General features: G+C 66.7%; 15 protein-coding genes. 2 read left to right on the top strand and 13 right to left on the bottom strand.

Annotated elements, in window-relative coordinates; all coding sequences use genetic code 11:
- Positions 1–16 precede the first annotated feature (16 nt).
- Positions 17–1,333 (top strand): adenosylmethionine--8-amino-7-oxononanoate transaminase, encoded by a 1,317-nt coding sequence (bioA, locus tag FPZ61_RS04230; protein WP_185465110.1) that lies wholly within the window; start codon positions 17–19, stop codon positions 1,331–1,333.
- On the opposite strand, the gene FPZ61_RS04235 is transcribed toward bioA, so the two are convergent.
- Together FPZ61_RS04235 and FPZ61_RS04240 are read right to left on the bottom strand one after the other, a co-directional pair.
- Positions 1,282–1,548, bottom strand: coding sequence for a DUF3143 domain-containing protein (locus FPZ61_RS04235; protein ID WP_185465111.1), 267 nt, complete (start codon positions 1,546–1,548; stop codon positions 1,282–1,284). The genes bioA and FPZ61_RS04235 overlap by 52 nt on opposite strands.
- The gene (locus FPZ61_RS04240; protein WP_185465112.1) at positions 1,490–2,059 is read right to left on the bottom strand and encodes a J domain-containing protein; all 570 of its coding nucleotides are present in this window, start codon (positions 2,057–2,059) and stop codon (positions 1,490–1,492) included. Before FPZ61_RS04240 ends, FPZ61_RS04235 begins: the two co-directional genes overlap by 59 nt.
- Before the next feature lie 80 nt (positions 2,060–2,139).
- On the opposite strand from FPZ61_RS04240, the gene FPZ61_RS04245 reads away from it, so the two are divergent.
- Positions 2,140–2,922: a 16S rRNA (guanine(527)-N(7))-methyltransferase RsmG gene (locus tag FPZ61_RS04245; protein ID WP_185474749.1), complete on the top strand. Its 783-nt coding sequence runs from the start codon at positions 2,140–2,142 to the stop codon at positions 2,920–2,922.
- A 6-nt stretch (positions 2,923–2,928) separates the two neighbouring features.
- Here the strand turns inward: FPZ61_RS04245 and FPZ61_RS04250 are convergent, their stop codons facing one another.
- From FPZ61_RS04250 to FPZ61_RS04295, 11 genes are all read right to left on the bottom strand, one after another.
- Positions 2,929–4,185 (bottom strand): aldo/keto reductase, encoded by a 1,257-nt coding sequence (locus tag FPZ61_RS04250; RefSeq protein WP_185465114.1) that lies wholly within the window; start codon positions 4,183–4,185, stop codon positions 2,929–2,931.
- Positions 4,182–4,571 carry a ferredoxin gene (locus FPZ61_RS04255; RefSeq protein WP_185465115.1) on the bottom strand — a complete coding sequence of 130 codons (390 nt, stop codon included), beginning with the start codon at positions 4,569–4,571 and terminating at the stop codon, positions 4,182–4,184. The genes FPZ61_RS04250 and FPZ61_RS04255 overlap by 4 nt, the downstream gene beginning before the upstream one ends.
- The gene (locus tag FPZ61_RS04260; RefSeq protein WP_185465116.1) at positions 4,564–4,956 is read right to left on the bottom strand and encodes a DUF1257 domain-containing protein; all 393 of its coding nucleotides are present in this window, start codon (positions 4,954–4,956) and stop codon (positions 4,564–4,566) included. Before FPZ61_RS04260 ends, FPZ61_RS04255 begins: the two co-directional genes overlap by 8 nt.
- A gap of 28 nt (positions 4,957–4,984) precedes the next feature.
- Positions 4,985–5,197 carry a DUF2997 domain-containing protein gene (locus FPZ61_RS04265; RefSeq protein WP_185465117.1) on the bottom strand — a complete coding sequence of 71 codons (213 nt, stop codon included), beginning with the start codon at positions 5,195–5,197 and terminating at the stop codon, positions 4,985–4,987.
- A gap of 59 nt (positions 5,198–5,256) precedes the next feature.
- Positions 5,257–6,081 (bottom strand): HEAT repeat domain-containing protein, encoded by an 825-nt coding sequence (locus FPZ61_RS04270; protein ID WP_185465118.1) that lies wholly within the window; start codon positions 6,079–6,081, stop codon positions 5,257–5,259.
- Positions 6,082–6,086: 5 nt separating this feature from the next.
- Complete coding sequence (locus tag FPZ61_RS15465; RefSeq protein WP_255441343.1) at positions 6,087–6,215, bottom strand: hypothetical protein; 129 nt, start codon at positions 6,213–6,215, stop codon at positions 6,087–6,089.
- A 53-nt stretch (positions 6,216–6,268) separates the two neighbouring features.
- Entirely contained in the window at positions 6,269–8,011 is a 1,743-nt protein-coding gene (locus tag FPZ61_RS04275) for a sodium:solute symporter family protein (protein ID WP_185465119.1), read from the bottom strand.
- Between the two features lie 60 nt (positions 8,012–8,071).
- Positions 8,072–9,151, bottom strand: coding sequence for a 23S rRNA (adenine(2503)-C(2))-methyltransferase RlmN (gene rlmN, locus FPZ61_RS04280; protein WP_185465120.1), 1,080 nt, complete (start codon positions 9,149–9,151; stop codon positions 8,072–8,074).
- A complete protein-coding gene (locus FPZ61_RS04285) occupies positions 9,148–9,303 on the bottom strand; it encodes a high light inducible protein (RefSeq protein ID WP_185465121.1) in 156 nt (51 codons plus the stop codon). Before FPZ61_RS04285 ends, rlmN begins: the two co-directional genes overlap by 4 nt.
- A 5-nt stretch (positions 9,304–9,308) precedes the next feature.
- The gene (locus FPZ61_RS04290) at positions 9,309–13,370 is read right to left on the bottom strand and encodes a DNA-directed RNA polymerase subunit beta' (protein WP_185465122.1); all 4,062 of its coding nucleotides are present in this window, start codon (positions 13,368–13,370) and stop codon (positions 9,309–9,311) included.
- A gap of 79 nt (positions 13,371–13,449) precedes the next feature.
- Positions 13,450–15,354: a DNA-directed RNA polymerase subunit gamma gene (locus FPZ61_RS04295; RefSeq protein WP_185465123.1), complete on the bottom strand. Its 1,905-nt coding sequence runs from the start codon at positions 15,352–15,354 to the stop codon at positions 13,450–13,452.
- Positions 15,355–15,369 lie beyond the last annotated feature (15 nt).

Here is a 15,369-nt window from a genome sequence, read left to right on the forward strand (position 1 = left end):
ACCCGGAGGCCATTCCTTGAACTGGCATCCCCATCTCTGGCATCCCACCACCCAGGTGGCCGGGGCCGATCCACCCCTGAGGGCAGTGGCCGGCCGCGGCGCCCTGCTCATGCTCGACGACGGCCGGGAGCTGATCGACGCCATCAGCAGTTGGTGGGTGACCCTGCATGGCCATGGGGAGCCCAGCATCGCCGCGGCTGTAGCCGAGCAGGCCCAGCGTCTGGAACAGGTGATCTTCGCCAACTTCAGCCATCCCCCAGGGGAGCGTCTGGCCGAGCGGCTCAGTGCCATTTCAGGGCTGGAGCGGCTGTTCTTCTCCGACGACGGCTCCACAGCCGTGGAGGTGGCCCTCAAGATCGCCTGGCAGTGGTGGCGCAACCAGGGCTCCGATCGGCGGCAGCTGATCGCCTTTGAGGGCGCCTATCACGGCGACACCTTCGGGGCCATGGCCCTGGGGGAGCGCTCACTGTTCTCGGCCCCCTTCGAGCCGCTGCTCTCCCCGGTGGCGCGGGCCCCCTGGCCCGCCACCTGGTGGGACGATCCCGAGGTGGAAGACAAGGAGGAGGGCGCCCTCGCCCGGCTGGAGCAGCTGCTGGCGGTGCCCACCGCGGCGGTGATCCTCGAACCCCTGGTGCAGGGGGCCAGTGGCATGGCGATGGTGCGGGAGGGTTTCCTGCGCCGGGCAGAGGAGCTGGTGCGCCAGGCCGGCGCCCTGCTGATCGCCGATGAGGTGATGACCGGCTTCGGGCGCACAGGTGACCTGTTCGCCTGCCGACGGGCAGGCATCCGCCCTGATCTGATGGCCCTCTCCAAGGGGCTCACCGGGGGCTTCCTGCCGATGGGAGTCACCCTGGCGAGCGAGCGGATCTACCAGGGCTTCATCAGCGACGATCCCAGCCACACCCTGTACCACGGCCACAGTTTCACGGCCAATCCACTCGGCTGCGCCGCCGCCAACGCCAGCCTGGACCTGCTCCTGCGGCAGCCGGCTCTCCACGCAGGCTTCGAAGCCCGCCACAGGCCCCATCTCCAGGCCCTCCGCGCCCATCCCCTGGTGCGACGGCCGCGGTTGTGCGGCACCATCGCCGCCTTCGACCTGGCCGTGGAACAGCCGGGCTATCTCCACCCCGCCGGCCGCCGGCTGCAGCGTCATGCCCTCGAAGCCGGGGTGTTCCTGCGGCCCCTGGGTCACGTGGTTTATCTCCTGCCGCCGCTCTGCCTCAGCGACAGCCAGCTGGAGCACTGCTACGCCGTGATCCGCTCAGGGCTCGATCAGCTCGCTCAGGGGCCCGCCAGGATCGCCGATTCCACGTCGGCGCGGCTGAGTCCGTAGGGAAACAGACGCACGGTGACGTTGCCCCCTTGCTCCCAGCTCACCTTGAGCTCCTCCACCTCCAGCTCGATCCGGGCATTCCACGTCGGGCGTCTCAGGTCCCAGAGGCAGGGCGTGGCGGGCTCACGGGAGGCGCCGAGATCCCTCAGCCACTGCTCAAGCGCCGGCAGCGGGTGGTTGTACAGAGGCGTCTGGTGTGGGGGCAAGGAACTCATCCCCGGGCAGGCGGTCTAGCGGAGCTCCAGTTTGCCGCTCGATGGGACCAATGGTCCGGGAGCTCACCAGGGGTTGTGTGACCAGTTCCACCCCGCGCCACCAGGCCAGACCCAACCCCAGCACGAGGCTGAAGAGCAGGGCAAGGGCCAACAGCACCAGGGCGAACCATTCCCCACCCGAGAAGGCCCGACGGATCGGGAGCGGCCGCCGGGCAGGCACCGGCCCCGAGATCACAGGTGAAGGCGCCTCAGGAGCGGCCGGGCCGTTGAGGGCCCCGATGCGCTGGATCAGGGCCAGGCGCAGCTGACTGTCGTAGGTGGAGCGGCGCTGGGGATCACCCAGCACCAGGTAGGCCTCCTGCAGCCGGCGGAACTGGTCCTGGGCCTCCGCCACCGGCAGGGTGGTGGTGTCGGGGTGATACCTCTTGCTGAGGGCACGGAAGGCCTGGCGGAGCTCCTGGGGCGTGGCCGTGCTCGGCAGACCGAGCAGGGCATAGAGGGATGGGCCCATGACCGGGTGCTCGCCGCCTGCCACCAACCTCGCGCCATGGTTGGGTGATCCTAGAGAGCTCCTCCATCGGTGCTGCAGGAATGACGGCGGATGCGGCTTCCCGCGATCAACCAGCAGGCCGGGCCTGGGAGGCGATCCCTGCCGATCCGGTGACGGCCGAACTCTGGGACAGCCTGGGCTGGGAGCCCACCCAGGAGCAATTGCAGCTGTTGATGGCCCTGCAGCAGCTCTTGCGTCACTGGAATGCTCGCCTCAACCTCACCCGTCTGGTCGACGGCGACGACTACTGGATCACCCAGGTGTACGACAGCCTCTGGCCCTGGCGTGAACAGCTCAACGGCCCGGGACGGCCGCTGCGCTGCCTCGATGTGGGCCCCGGTGGCGGCTTCCCGGGCCTGGCGCTGGCCATCGCCCTGCCCGCCGCCCGCCTCACCCTGGTGGACTCCGTGGGGCGCAAGGCGGAGGCCCTGAAGGCCATGGCCGCCAGCCTGGGCCTCGGCGAACGGGTCGAGGTGCGCTGGGAGCGAGCGGAAACCACCGGCCGCACCCCGGCCTGCCGCGGCCGCCAGGACTGGGCCATGGCACGGGCCGTGGCGGCCGCACCGGTGGTGGCGGAGTATCTGGTGCCTCTGTTGAAAACCACAGGCCGAGCCCTGCTCTATCGCGGCCAATGGGGTCCGGGGGATCTGCTCGGCCTGCAGCAAGCCGCCAAAACCCTGAATGCCGAGGTGGAGCGGGTGGAGCGGGTGGAGCTGCCGGCGGGGAGGGGTGTGCGTCATGCGGTGCTGCTCAGGCCCCTTGGACCCTGCCCCCCCAGCTACCCCCGGGCGGTGGGACTGCCGGCCAAACAGCCCCTGGCCTGAGAGCAATCACGCATCCGCATCCGCCATCAGACGGCGGGTGCTGGTGCCCCCCAGGCGCTCACGAAGGCCCCGCAGCAGCGAGGGAATCCGCTCGGCCCAGGGGCTGGCCCCCAGCACGGAGAGCAGATCCGCTTCGCTCACCTCCCGGTCGAGGGCATCGGCATTGGCGCCGGGGAACCAGTGGCTTCCCTGGCCCAGCAGGCCATAGCGGGCACGGGCATAACCCTCCAGATCCCAGGCCTCGAGCAGGTTGTGCAGCCAGAGCAGCACTGGCAGGTTGAGCTCCCCGGGGGTGGCCTCCCAGGAGGGGAGACCATCGTTCCAGCTCTCCAGCCAGTGGGCTCCCAGAGCCTCGAGGCGGGCACCCTCCAGCCGCTCCTGCAGCGGGGTCAGCCAACGGTCGGCCTCAGGGAGCAGCGCCACCGCCTGCAGGTGCAGGTCGAGATCGGCCGGGCCTGCGGCTCCCACGCTGATGGTGTGGATCGACTCCTCGCGCAGACAGAACAGATCGTTGAATTCAATCGGGTGAAGCGGCGCACAGAGGCCGCAGATCCGCTCGGAGGGGGTATGGAGATGGCCCCCCTTGTCGGTGGGGCTGATCACGAACACGCCCATGTCGTGGCGGCGGGCGGCCGCCAGGGCCGGGCTGTTGTCCTGACGGATGTAGTACCAGTGCAGGTTGATGTAGTCGAAGGCATCGCTGGCGATCGCCTCCAGGATCAGGGGCAGGGGTGCGTGGGTGGAGAAGCCCACATGGCCGATGCGTCCCTGCTCCTGCCAGCGCCGCACCACCTCCAGGCAACCGCCAGGGCGCAGGGTCTGCTCCAGATGCTCGGGCAGGTTGAGGCCATGGATGCCAAGCAGATCAAGCCGATCGACGCGCAGCCGCTGGAAGCTCAGCTCCAGCTCCGCCTCGAACTGGCCTGGATCATCGTGGGGGGGGACCTTGGTCTGGAGGATGCGCCGCGGATCGAGCACCTCCCGCAGCAGAACCCCCAGTTGCCGCTCCGAACTGCCGTAATGACGGGCGGTTTCGATGTGATGGAACCCGCAGGCCACCGCCTTCTCCAGGGTGGCGCGCAGGTTGGCCTGGCTGTCGGCTGTGATCTCCTCCGCGGGCAGATCGCTCCAGCTCTGCTGGTAGCGCATCCCCCCCAGCGACAACACGGGCATGGCCAGCTCTGTCCGCCCGAAGCGGCGGGTGGGCAGGGGGGTGGCAAGGGCGACCGGTGGCCGGAACCCTGCTGTCCCCGGCGCAGTCATGGCCGCGGCAAGGTGCGCTGAACCCTGGATTGGCTGGGATAACCCAGAGGCAACAGCTCCTGGGAGCGAAGCCGCTGCTCGAGCTGGGGCACCTCTTCGTAGGGCACCCAGTGGATGCAATCGACCGGACAGGTGTCGATCGCCTCCTGGATGGTTTCCGTGCTGTCACCGTCCTGGCGGATCGCCCGGGAACGCCCCCACTGCGGCTCCACCAGAAAGGTGTTCCCGGCCACATGAGCGCAGTAGCGGCAACCGATGCAGACGGCCTCGTCCACCCAGACCGCCTGCTGACGGAGACTGCCACCCAGCAGGGGCTCATGGCCGCTGGGTTCCTCCTGGCAGTGGGCAGGAGCTGCGAACGCCAGGGACGGATCGACCTCAGCCATCCCAGCGGGTGACCACCAGCTCGATCGAGCCATCCAGGCTGGAGGTCTGCTCGCTGACCTGGAAGCCCTCCTGGGCGGAAGCGGCCAGGATCGTGCGCAGGGCATAGCGCTGGGTGATCTGGGAGAGAAAGCGCTCCACCGGGATCGGTTGCTTCCAGAGCTCAAGGTCGGTGACGAGCTCGTAGCTTTCGGTTTCGGCATTCCAGCGGAACCCGATGTCACAGCCGTCGTCCCGGGTGAGGGCCACATCGGCGATCACGGTCTGGCCGCGATAGCCCCGCACCGGCCGCTCGCCCTGCTCAGGGTCATGCCCGAGATCGCGGAGAGCCCCCAGCAGGGCCTGCCGGTCGCGCAGTTCTGTTTTGACGGTACTGAAGTGGGACATCGGAGCGGCCTAAAGGGATCGGTGAATGTCAGGAAGAACGCTGTTGAACGCTCAGGGGGGTGGTCACGGCCTGAGCCGCGGCCTGATAGGCCTCGGAGGTGGATCGACGCTGCTGCAGCGAACCAAGCTGCTGCTCGATCCGCTCGGTGAGCTGCTCGCAGCCAGAGCCCTGGAGTCCTTCCACGAGCTCCTCGACCCGCCCATCGGTGCGAATGCGGAAGCGGATGGTGGTCTGGGCCATCCAGGCTCACTCAGGTGATCGAATGTTAACCAGGTTCCCGAACCACTGAGGGGGCCACCTCAACGGATCAGGCCGTCTTCCACCAAGGTCTGAAGCCGCTCCAGGACAGCCGGACGCTCCAGTTGCTCCAGGGCCACCCGGGCCTCATCCCGCACCGTGGAATCTCCGTCGTGCAGCATCACCGCCACCAGGGTCTCCACCAGCTCCCCCTGGCGCGGATCCACCAGGTGGTCGTAGAGACGCCCGAGCGACCAGGCGCTGTTGCTGCGCACCACGGGCTCCGAATCGATGCGCAGGCTCACGAGCAACTGGGCGGCGGCCTGATCGGCCTTGGCGGCCCCACTGCCGCCCACGTCGGCCAGGGAGCCCGCCGCCCACAGCCGCACGGCCGCGATGTCGTTCTGCAGGGCCCGGATCAGGGGGTTGAGCACGGGGGAGTCGGAGTAATTGCCCAGGCTCCAGGCCACGGCCTTGCGCACGTAGCCGTTGCTGTCGTCCTGCAGCAGGGAGAGCAGGGGAGCCACGGCGCGGGGATCGGGGTTGCGGCCCAGGGCATAGACCGCACTCATCCGCAGGATCGGACAGCTGGCCTCCAGCAGGGGCAGCAGCAGCGGAATCGCGCGGGGATCGCGGTGTTCACAGAAGATGCGCAGCCCCTGCATCCGCTGGTCATGGTCACCGTTGAGCCACTGCAGCCCCAGATCACATTCGGCAGCGATGTCGGCCTCTGCGGGCTCGAGCGCATCGAGGTCTTCAAGTGGATCCCCCAGCAGCTCCTGGGCCAGCTCGCCGGCCAGCAGCTCTGGATCAAAGGCCAGCTCGGCCGGGCCGGAGGGGTAGGGGGGCAGGGATCCCGCGGGATCGGGATTGCGGTGGTCGGTCATGGCCCTCAGCCGATCGGAGCGGGGGCGGCCATGTCACCCGGCAGCCAGATCCTGGCACTCACGGCGAACAGCGCCAGGGCGAACAGCGCCACGATCACCAACGGCAGCAGAACAGTGCGCAGAAAGGAGGTCATCGAAGGGACGCCGCAGGAGTCGTTGGTGAGCCCATCATCTCAACCGAAGCGGCTCAGCGCAGCCGGGCGATCAGGGCTGGTCGGCGCCAGAGCCCCAGGCCACCCAGCACGGCCGCCACCAGGCCGCCCCAGCCCCAGAGCTGCAGGTGCAACAGGAACCCGCCGATGGACAGCAGGGCTCCGAACAGCACGGCGCAGCTCAGCAGCAGCTTGCTGATCAGATCCAGCAGTGTTTCAGCGGGTTCCACGCCGGTGCGCTGGCGCCAGCGGCGCCAGCCCGGCCCGGCCGGCTGCACCTGAACCACGAAGCGCTCGAGCACCTCGGCTGATTCCGGCGGAGTCGACAACAGCACCACCACCCAGAGCACGGCCGTGAGCAAAGTGGTGACCAGAAGCCTCAGCCCGTAGTCCTCCACGCGCAACAGGGGCACGACGGAGGTGGCCATCCCCACCAGAAAACCCCCGACCATGGCGGCCAGCTCGGCCGCGGCATTGATCCGCCACCAGAACCAGCGCAAGACCAGCACCACCCCGGGACCCGTGCCGATGGCGATCACGAGCCGGAACACCGTGCCGATGTTGCTGCTCATCAGCGCCGTGATCACCCCGAGCACCACCAGCAGCACCGAGGCCAGCTGGCCCATGATCAGCAGTTCCCGCTGGCTGGCGGCAGGGCGGATGAAGCGCTGATAGAGGTCGTGGGTGAGGTAGCTGGCCCCCCAGTTCACCGCCGTGCTCACGGTGCTCATGAAGGCCGCCACCAGTGAAACCACCACAAGGCCGAGGGCCACCGGTGGCAGCAGCTTCACCGCCAGCAACGGATAGCTCTGCTCCCAGTCGGTCTGGTCAGGCAGCAGCACCACAGCCGCCAGAGCCACCAGGATCCAGGGCCAGCTGCGCAGCAGGTAGTTGACGCCCAGGAAAACCCAGCTGGCCTTGCGGGCCTCCGCCTCGTTACGGGTGGCCAGCAGGCGCTGAATGAACTCGCCGCCGCCGTCGCTGCGCCGGAAGCTCCACCACTGCAGGGCGATGTAGGCACTGAAGGTGCCCACGCTGATGCCGGTCGTGTCGATCCAGCGCAGCCGCCCCTCCTCCACCTGCCAGGGAACCATCGACAGCAGTTCAGGCCGATCGAGGGCCCGGAGGCTGGTGAGCAAGGCGTCCATCCCACCCGCCGCCTGCACGGCAGCCAGCGACACCGCCACGGCACCGGCGAGGGCCAGCACCAGCTGCAGCAGGTCGGTGACCACCACCGCCCAGAGCCCACCGGCGGCGGTGTAGATCAGCACCAGCAGACCGATCCCCCCCAGCAGCCACAGCCGCTCCTCCGGGGTGGAGGCCAGGCCGAGGGCCTCACTCACTTTGGCCATGGCCAGGAAGGCGTAGCCGATGCCGATGCAATTGATCGGCAAAGCGAACAGAAAAGCCTTGATGCCCCGCAGCCAGGCAGCGGTGGCACCGCCGTAGCGCAACTCCGTGAACGCCGCATCGGTGAGCACGCCACTGCGGCGCCAGAGCGGGGCGAAGACCACAGCCATGGCCACATGGGCCACACCAAAACTCCACCATTCCCAGTTGCCCGCCAGGCCGCGCACGCCCACCAGTCCAGCCACGTAGAGCGGAGTGTCGACAGAAAAGGTGGTGGCCGCCATCGAAGCCCCGGCCATCCAGCCGTTGAGTCGTCGACCCGCCACGAAGTAGTCGTCTTCGGAGTTGTTTCGGCGGGCCAGCCAGAGCCCCACCACCAGGCTCCCCACCAGGTAGGCGATCAGGATCAGCCAGTCGATCAGTTGCACAGGCAGCTCGGGAGAACGGGGGAGCGGCAGAGGCGCTCGGAAGCTGGGGCGATGGGCGGCTCAGCCGGAATGGCGGCGCCTGAGCTGACCGCAGGCCGCATCTTCGTCGAGCCCGCGGCTGGCACGCACGCTCACGGCTCCATGGCGCTCCTGCAAGACCCGCCGGAAGGCCTCGACCCGCTCCGGGCTGGGGCGCTGGAAGTCTTCCTCCTCGATCGGGTTGTAGGGGATCAGGTTCACGTGGCTCTGGAACCCGCGCAACAGGGCCGCGAGGGCCACCGCCTGGCGGGGGTGGTCATTGAGGCCCCCCAGCAGGATGTATTCGAAACTCACGCGCCGGCCGGTGATCTCCACATAGCGGCGGCAGTCGTGGAGCAGCGCCTGAAGGGGATAGGCATGGGCCGTGGGGATCAGCTGCTCGCGCAGGGCCTGGTCAGGGGCGTGCAGGCTCACAGCCAGGGTGAACTGGGCCCGACCGAGCCGCTCGAGGGCCCGTTCGGCCAGGGTGGGCAAGGTGCTGGGCACCCCCACGGTGCTGACCGTGATCCGGCGCTGAGCCATGCCCAGGTCGGTGCAGAGACAGTGAATCGCCGCCAGCACCGAATCGATCGTGAGCAGGGGTTCGCCCATGCCCATGAACACCACATGGCTGGGGCGACGGTCCATCACCTCTCGTACGCTCAGCACCTGATCGACGATTTCGTGAACCGCCAGGGAGCGCTGCAGGCCCCCCTTGCCGGTGGCACAGAAGCGGCAGGCCATGGGGCAGCCCACCTGACTGGACACACAGACCGTGAGGCGATCACGGGAGGGGATGCCCACCGTTTCCAGGGTGAGGCCGTCGGCCGTTCCCAGCAGCAGCTTGGTGGTCCCATCGCTGGCCACACTGCGTCGCAGTTCCCTGGAGCGGCCAAGCGGATCGCCACCGGCTCCGGAGATTTCGTAAGCGAGGCTCTGGCGCCAGGCCTTGGGCAGCACGCTGATCTCGGCCAGGCTGCGGGCACCCTTGGCGTAGATCCAGTCGTGAAGCTGGCGGCCGCGAAAGCCGGGCTGCCCCTGACTAATGGCCCAGGCTTCCAGCTCACCCAGGCCGAGGCCGAGCAAGGGCACGGCCTGGGGCAGGGGGGCCGCGGTGGTCACGACCAGATCAGCAGGCCATGCCCGAGCCAGCGCTCAACGGCCACCAGGGCGATGAACCCAAGCATGGCCAGACGACCATTGAGCCGTTCGGTATGGGTGTGAAAGCCGAAGCGGGGAAGACGCCGCTTCGGAACCAGCGTGGGTTGCAGCAAGGGAATCAGTCCTCCGTGAGTAGACCCTCTTCCTGCAGACCCTCAACGGCTGCGGGATCGGGGATGAGCTCTTCCTCCAGGCCTTCCTCCTGGGTGGGCCTGGCGAAGGCCGCGAAGGAACTGGCGGCCGCCTCGATGCCCCGCTTGCTGCGGACCGCATCCAGCTCGTCCTCGGAAGGATCCTCCAGCACCGCCTTGGTGACAGGAGCCGCGGCGGGCATCTCCACGGTGTAATCGGGGCGGAGGTTGGCCATGCGGCGGTAGCCGCCGGCCTCCTCGTCGAGGATGTCGGGATGGGGACCGGCCTCAGCGCGGAGTTCCTCCTCGAAACCACCGAAGCCTGTGCCGGCCGGGATCAGGCGACCGATGATCACGTTCTCCTTGAGGCCGCGCAACCAGTCACTCTTGCCTTCGATCGCCGCTTCGGTGAGCACCCGGGTGGTCTCCTGGAAGCTGGCGGCGGAGATGAAGCTGTCGGTGTTGAGCGAGGCCTTGGTGATGCCCAGCAGCACCGGGGTGAACTCGGCGGGGGCGCCACCGGTGATGGCCATGGCCTGGTTGACCTGCTCCACCTGACGCAGCTCGATCAGCTCACCGGGAAGAAGGGTGGTGTCGCCGGCATCCTCGATGCGGACCTTGCTGGTCATCTGACGCACGATCACCTCGATGTGCTTGTCATCGATGGTGACGCCCTGGGATTTGTAGACGTTCTGGACCTCCTGCACCATTCGGAACTGCAGCTTGGAGATGGCTTCCTGGGCCGCCTCCATCGAGGGTTTGCGCCCCCTGAGATCGTCGAAGTAGCACTCCAGCAGTTCGTGGGGGTTGATCGGACCATCGGTGAGCATTTCGCCGGCCGTCACCTGCTGACCGTCGTTGACCATCACGTTGCGCCCGAGCAGGATCGGGTACTCGGTGCTGACGTCATCGTGCTCGATCACGGAGACGGTGATCGAGTCGTCGTCGTCGCCCTGCTTGATGTTGACGGTGCCGGATTTGCGGCAGAGCACCGCTGATTCCCGCGGCCGTCGGGCTTCAAGCAGCTCCTCGATGCGGGGGAGACCCTGGACGATATCCCCGGTTTTCTGGCGCTCGAACACCAGCAGCGCCAGGGCATCCCCGCGCTGCACCAGCTCCCCGTCGCGCACGTGCAGCACCGAATCGGGCGAGACCATGTAGGGACGGCCCAGCCGGATGGTGATCACGCTGCCGTCGATGGCCTCGACCTGGCCGCAGCAGGGGGATTCGACGCCGCTGGCAAGGGCCTCGCCATCCACCAGCCGTCGGCCCACGCTCACAGCAAGCTCGGCCCCGGCGGTGTCGAGCGCGATGGTGTCACCCTCGCGCTCGACGATCAGACGACGCACAGGCTCTCCCTCCACGGGATCGGGAAGCTGAACCACGCCGTCCTCCTTGCAGAGGATCTGGGTAGTGGCGACCACATCGCCACTCTTCACGCTGGTGCCGTCCTCCACCTGCAGCTCGGTGTGGGTGGAGCCGTGGCTGGCGTCGGAGAGGGTGTCGCGGCGGACCAGCAGGGTTTCGAGAATCACCAGCTGCAGGCGCTCGATCGTCTTGGCCCGCTTGTCGGGGACCGCCTCCACATCCACCGTCATCTGCGGGGTGGTGTCGAAGGTGTCGAGGATCAGCTGGGTGCGCAGCAGTTCGACACCCTCCACCGACTTGATCAGTTCACCGTCCTTGAAGGTGAGGCGCTGGGTGGCTTTCAGCCCCATGGAGGGGCCGCCGTTCTGCTTGACGCTGGCCAGCTCGGGCAGGTGCGCCTGATCGGGAATGGGGTATTCCTCGACCGGACGGAGCAGCAGGGCACCACCTTCCGGAGTGTCGACGGCTTCGACAAAGACCATGGCGTCGGGGACCAGCCCCGGGGCGATCTCCTCGCCAGGGTTGTGGAGGCGGCCATCTTCGCTGTAGCGGGCGTGGATCTTGCTGTCACTGACAAGATGCAGCGTTCCCGAGCGAACGATGATCTCGCGGAGGATGTCGTTCTTCTGGGTCACGGTCACGATCCCAGCGGTCTGGCTGAAGATGTCCTTGACCACTTCGGTGCCAGCCTCGATCCACTGACCGTCTTCGATCATCAACAGGGAGATGTCCTTGTTGATTTCGTGGGTTTCCTGGGGAATCCAGAGAGCGGTGCCTCCTTTGGACACCTCATAGCCGTTCTTGGCGGAGCGGGCCTTCTTGATCGAGAGACCCGGGGCGTACTTGATCAGCCCCCCGGTCTGGGTGCGGAAACGGTCGTCGGCCAGCTCGGCGATCACCTCACCGCTGCCGATCTTGCTGCCGGGCTGGGTCTTGAGCAGGTAGCGGGTGTTGTCCTTGCCCTCCAGGTGCCAGATCTCTCCGGAATGGGTGGACTGCCCGAGCAGCTTGCAGTCCTTGAGGGTGAGGCTGGCGGTGACGATCTGAACTTCGCGGGAGTCGCCGGTGGAATCACGCAGCCGGACGGAACCGCCGTGCTCGCTGACCAGACGGCTCTCAGCCAGCACCTCGCCGGTGGTCACGGGGGTGTTGCCCCTGACCACGGGCTGGGCATTGGGGGGCAGGTTGTAGACATCTCCCGCCAGCACCCAGAGGCGACCCAGGCGCTGGGCCTTGAGGGTGATGTTGCCCTGACGGTCGGTGACCTCCCTGGGCTGGATGACATCCTCGTAGCGCACCTGGCCCGCCAGGTCGCAGATCACATCCTTGGTGGCCTTCTCCACGCTCTTCTTGACCGCGGCGCCCGCGGAAATCTGAGCCAGGACCATGTCGGCGGGCACAGCATCGCCCGTGGCCACAAACAGCACGGAGCCGGAGGTGATGTCGAGCCGCTGGATCTTGCCCTTGCCGCTGGGTTTCACCTGAAGGGTGAAGTCGGTTTCAGCGAGCTGAGCCTCAACACCATGGGAGGTGCGGTGAGGCCGCACCCGGGCCTTGGCACCGAATTCGACCGTGCCCTCCACCGAGGAACGAACCACGCCGGTTTCTGCCGTGGACACACCACCGGTGTGGAAGGTGCGCATCGTCAGCTGGGTGCCAGGTTCGCCGATTGACTGGGCGGCGATGATGCCCACCGCTTCGCCCAGATCCACCAGCTCATTGTGGGCCAGGGCCCAGCCGTAGCACTTGCGGCAGACCGATCGGGCCGCCTCGCAGGTGAGCGGTGAGCGCACCACAACGGTCTTCACACCAGCGGCCTCAATCCGCCTGGAGAGTTCAGGGTCGATCTGCCCGTCGCGGTCGACCAGCTGGGACCCATCGGAGCCCACCACAGGCTCAGCCGCCAGACGTCCCACCAGCTTGGCGAAGAATCGTCCCTTCTCATCAGCATGGATCGGGATGCCGCGGGTGGTGCCGCAGTCGTCCTCACGCACGATCACGTCCTGGGCGACGTCCACCAGGCGACGGGTGAGGTAGCCGGAGTCGGCGGTGCGCAGGGCCGTGTCCACCAGTCCCTTGCGGGCGCCGTAGGAGGAGATCACGTATTCGGTGACCGTGAGCCCCTCGCGGAAGTTGGTGCGGATCGGCAGGTCGATGATCTCCCCCTGGGGGTTGGCCATCAGGCCGCGCATGCCCACCAGCTGACGCACCTGGGACATGTTCCCCCGGGCGCCGGAGTTGGCCATCATCCAGACCGAGTTGAGCGGGTCGTTCTCGTTGAAGTTCTTCTTGACCTCCTCGACCAGTCGCTCATTGGTTTCGGTCCAGGTGTCGATCACCTTGGTGTGCCGCTCCACCTCGGTGATTTCCCCCAATCGGTAGCGCTCCTCCGTGTCGGTGATCTGCTGCTCGGCTTCCTGGAGCAGACGGGCCTTCTCGAAGGGAATGCGCAGATCTTCCACGGAGATCGAGACCGCGGCCTGGGTGGCGTAGTGGAACCCGAGGTCCTTGAGGTCGTCGGCCATCGAGGCCGTGGCAGCCGTGCCGTGGTGCTTGTAGGACCAGGCCACAAGATTGCGCAGGGCTTTCTTGTCGATCTCCCGGTTGCGGAAACGGGGCGCTTCCTTGCTCAGGGGAGCACGACGGTCCTGGGCGTTGGGCTTGGAGGGGGTGGTGGTCATGACGGCGAGCGAAAAGGAAGACCGAAAAAGGAAACCTGGAGCACCAGGGGAAGATGACGACGTGCTGCAGAAGGTCAGCTCAGCTGGTAGCCACCGCGTCGATGATCGTTCTGTTCATCACCACACGACCCACGGTTGTGAGCAGATAACGGGTGATCAGGGCACCGTCTTCATCGAAACGGTCGCGTCGGTACTTCCACTGTTCGATGCGCGTGCCGTCGCTGAGGGTCTCCTCATGGACGGGGGCCTCACCCTCGTCATCGTCATCGACCTCGCCGTTGAATCGCACCCAGACCCACTCGTGCAGATCGAGGTGATTCTCCTCGAAGGAATTGATCACGTCATTGAGGCCGGCGAAGGTGCGGCTGCGGTCGCCGAAGTCGGGCTTGGATTCCTTGCGATCCACCGCGGTGAGGTAGTAGATGCCCAGCACCATGTCCTGGGAGGGGGTGATGATCGGCTCGCCGGTGGCGGGCGAAAGAATATTGTTGCTGGCCAGCATCAGCATGCGTGCCTCGGTCTGGGCCTCGATCGCCAGAGGCACGTGCACGGCCATCTGGTCACCGTCGAAGTCGGCGTTGAAGGCTGGGCAGACCAGGGGATGAAGCTGAATGGCCCGACCATCCACCAGTTTCGGCTCGAAGGCCTGAATGCCGAGGCGGTGCAGGGTGGGAGCCCGATTGAGCATGATCGGATGGCCTTCGATCACCTCCTGAAGCACCTGCATCACCTCATCATCAGCCCGCTGAATCAGCTTCTTGGCGGCCTTGATGTTGTTGACGATGTTCTGGCGGATCAGCCGGTGAATCACAAATGGCTGGAACAGTTCGATGGCCATTTCCTTGGGAAGGCCACACTGGTGCATCTTCAGCTTGGGGCCCACCACAATCACGGAACGACCGGAGTAGTCGACCCGCTTGCCGAGGAGGTTTTGGCGGAAGCGGCCCTGCTTGCCCTCGATGATGTCGCTGAGCGACTTGAGGGGCCGGTTGTTGGCGCCCACAACGGTGCGTCCGCGGCGGCCGTTGTCGATCAGGGCATCGACCGCCTCCTGCAGCATCCGCTTCTCGTTGCGGACGATGATTTCGGGAGCCAGGATCTCCTGCAGCCGCGCCAGACGGTTGTTGCGGTTGATCACCCGGCGGTAAAGGTCGTTAAGGTCGCTGGTGGCGAAACGGCCGCCGTCGAGCTGCACCATCGGGCGGAGATCGGGGGGGATCACCGGGATGGCATCGAGCACCATCCAGTCGGGCCGCGCATCGGTGGCGATGAAGTTGTCGATCACCCGAAGGCGCTTGATCAGCTTGGCCCGCTTCTGGCCCTTGCTGCCGGCGATATCCTCACGCAACTGCTCGGCAATCTCGGTGAGGTTGAGATCTTCGAGCAGACGCTTGAGCGCTTCAGCCCCGATGCCCACCTCAGGCTCGTTTTCTATCTCTGAATCTTCCGCATAGATCTGGTCCTCGATCTCCAGCCACTCATCCTCTGTGAGGAGTTGCTTGTAGGTGAGGTCCTTGTGGTCGCCCGGCTCGAGCACCACATAGCAGTTGAAGTAAACAATCTGCTCCACATCCCGCAGGGGCATGTCGAGCAGGATGGCCACATAACTGGGGATTCCCTTCAGGTACCACACGTGGGAAACGGGAGCCGCCAGCTTGATGAAGCCCATGCGATGGCGCCGCACCCTGCTTTCGGTGACCTCAACACCGCAACGCTCGCAGACGATGCCGCGGTGACGCACCCGCTTGTACTTGCCGCAATGGCACTCCCAGTCTTTGGAAGGTCCGAAGATCTTCTCGCAGAACAGCCCGTCCATCTCGGGCTTGAGGGTGCGGTAGTTGATCGTTTCGGGCTTGGTGACTTCACCAACAACCTGTCCATTGGGCAGGGTCCGCTGACCCCACTGCATGATCCGCTCCGGCGAGGCCAGGGTGATCTTGACGTAGTCGAAGTGGTTCTCGGTGCGGAGGTTGCTGTTGGTCATGGCCGAAGGGCGCGC

The sequence above is a fragment of the Synechococcus sp. BSA11S genome, assembly GCF_014224355.1.
In the GTDB taxonomy this organism is placed as follows: Bacteria; Cyanobacteriota; Cyanobacteriia; order PCC-6307; family Cyanobiaceae; genus Regnicoccus_A.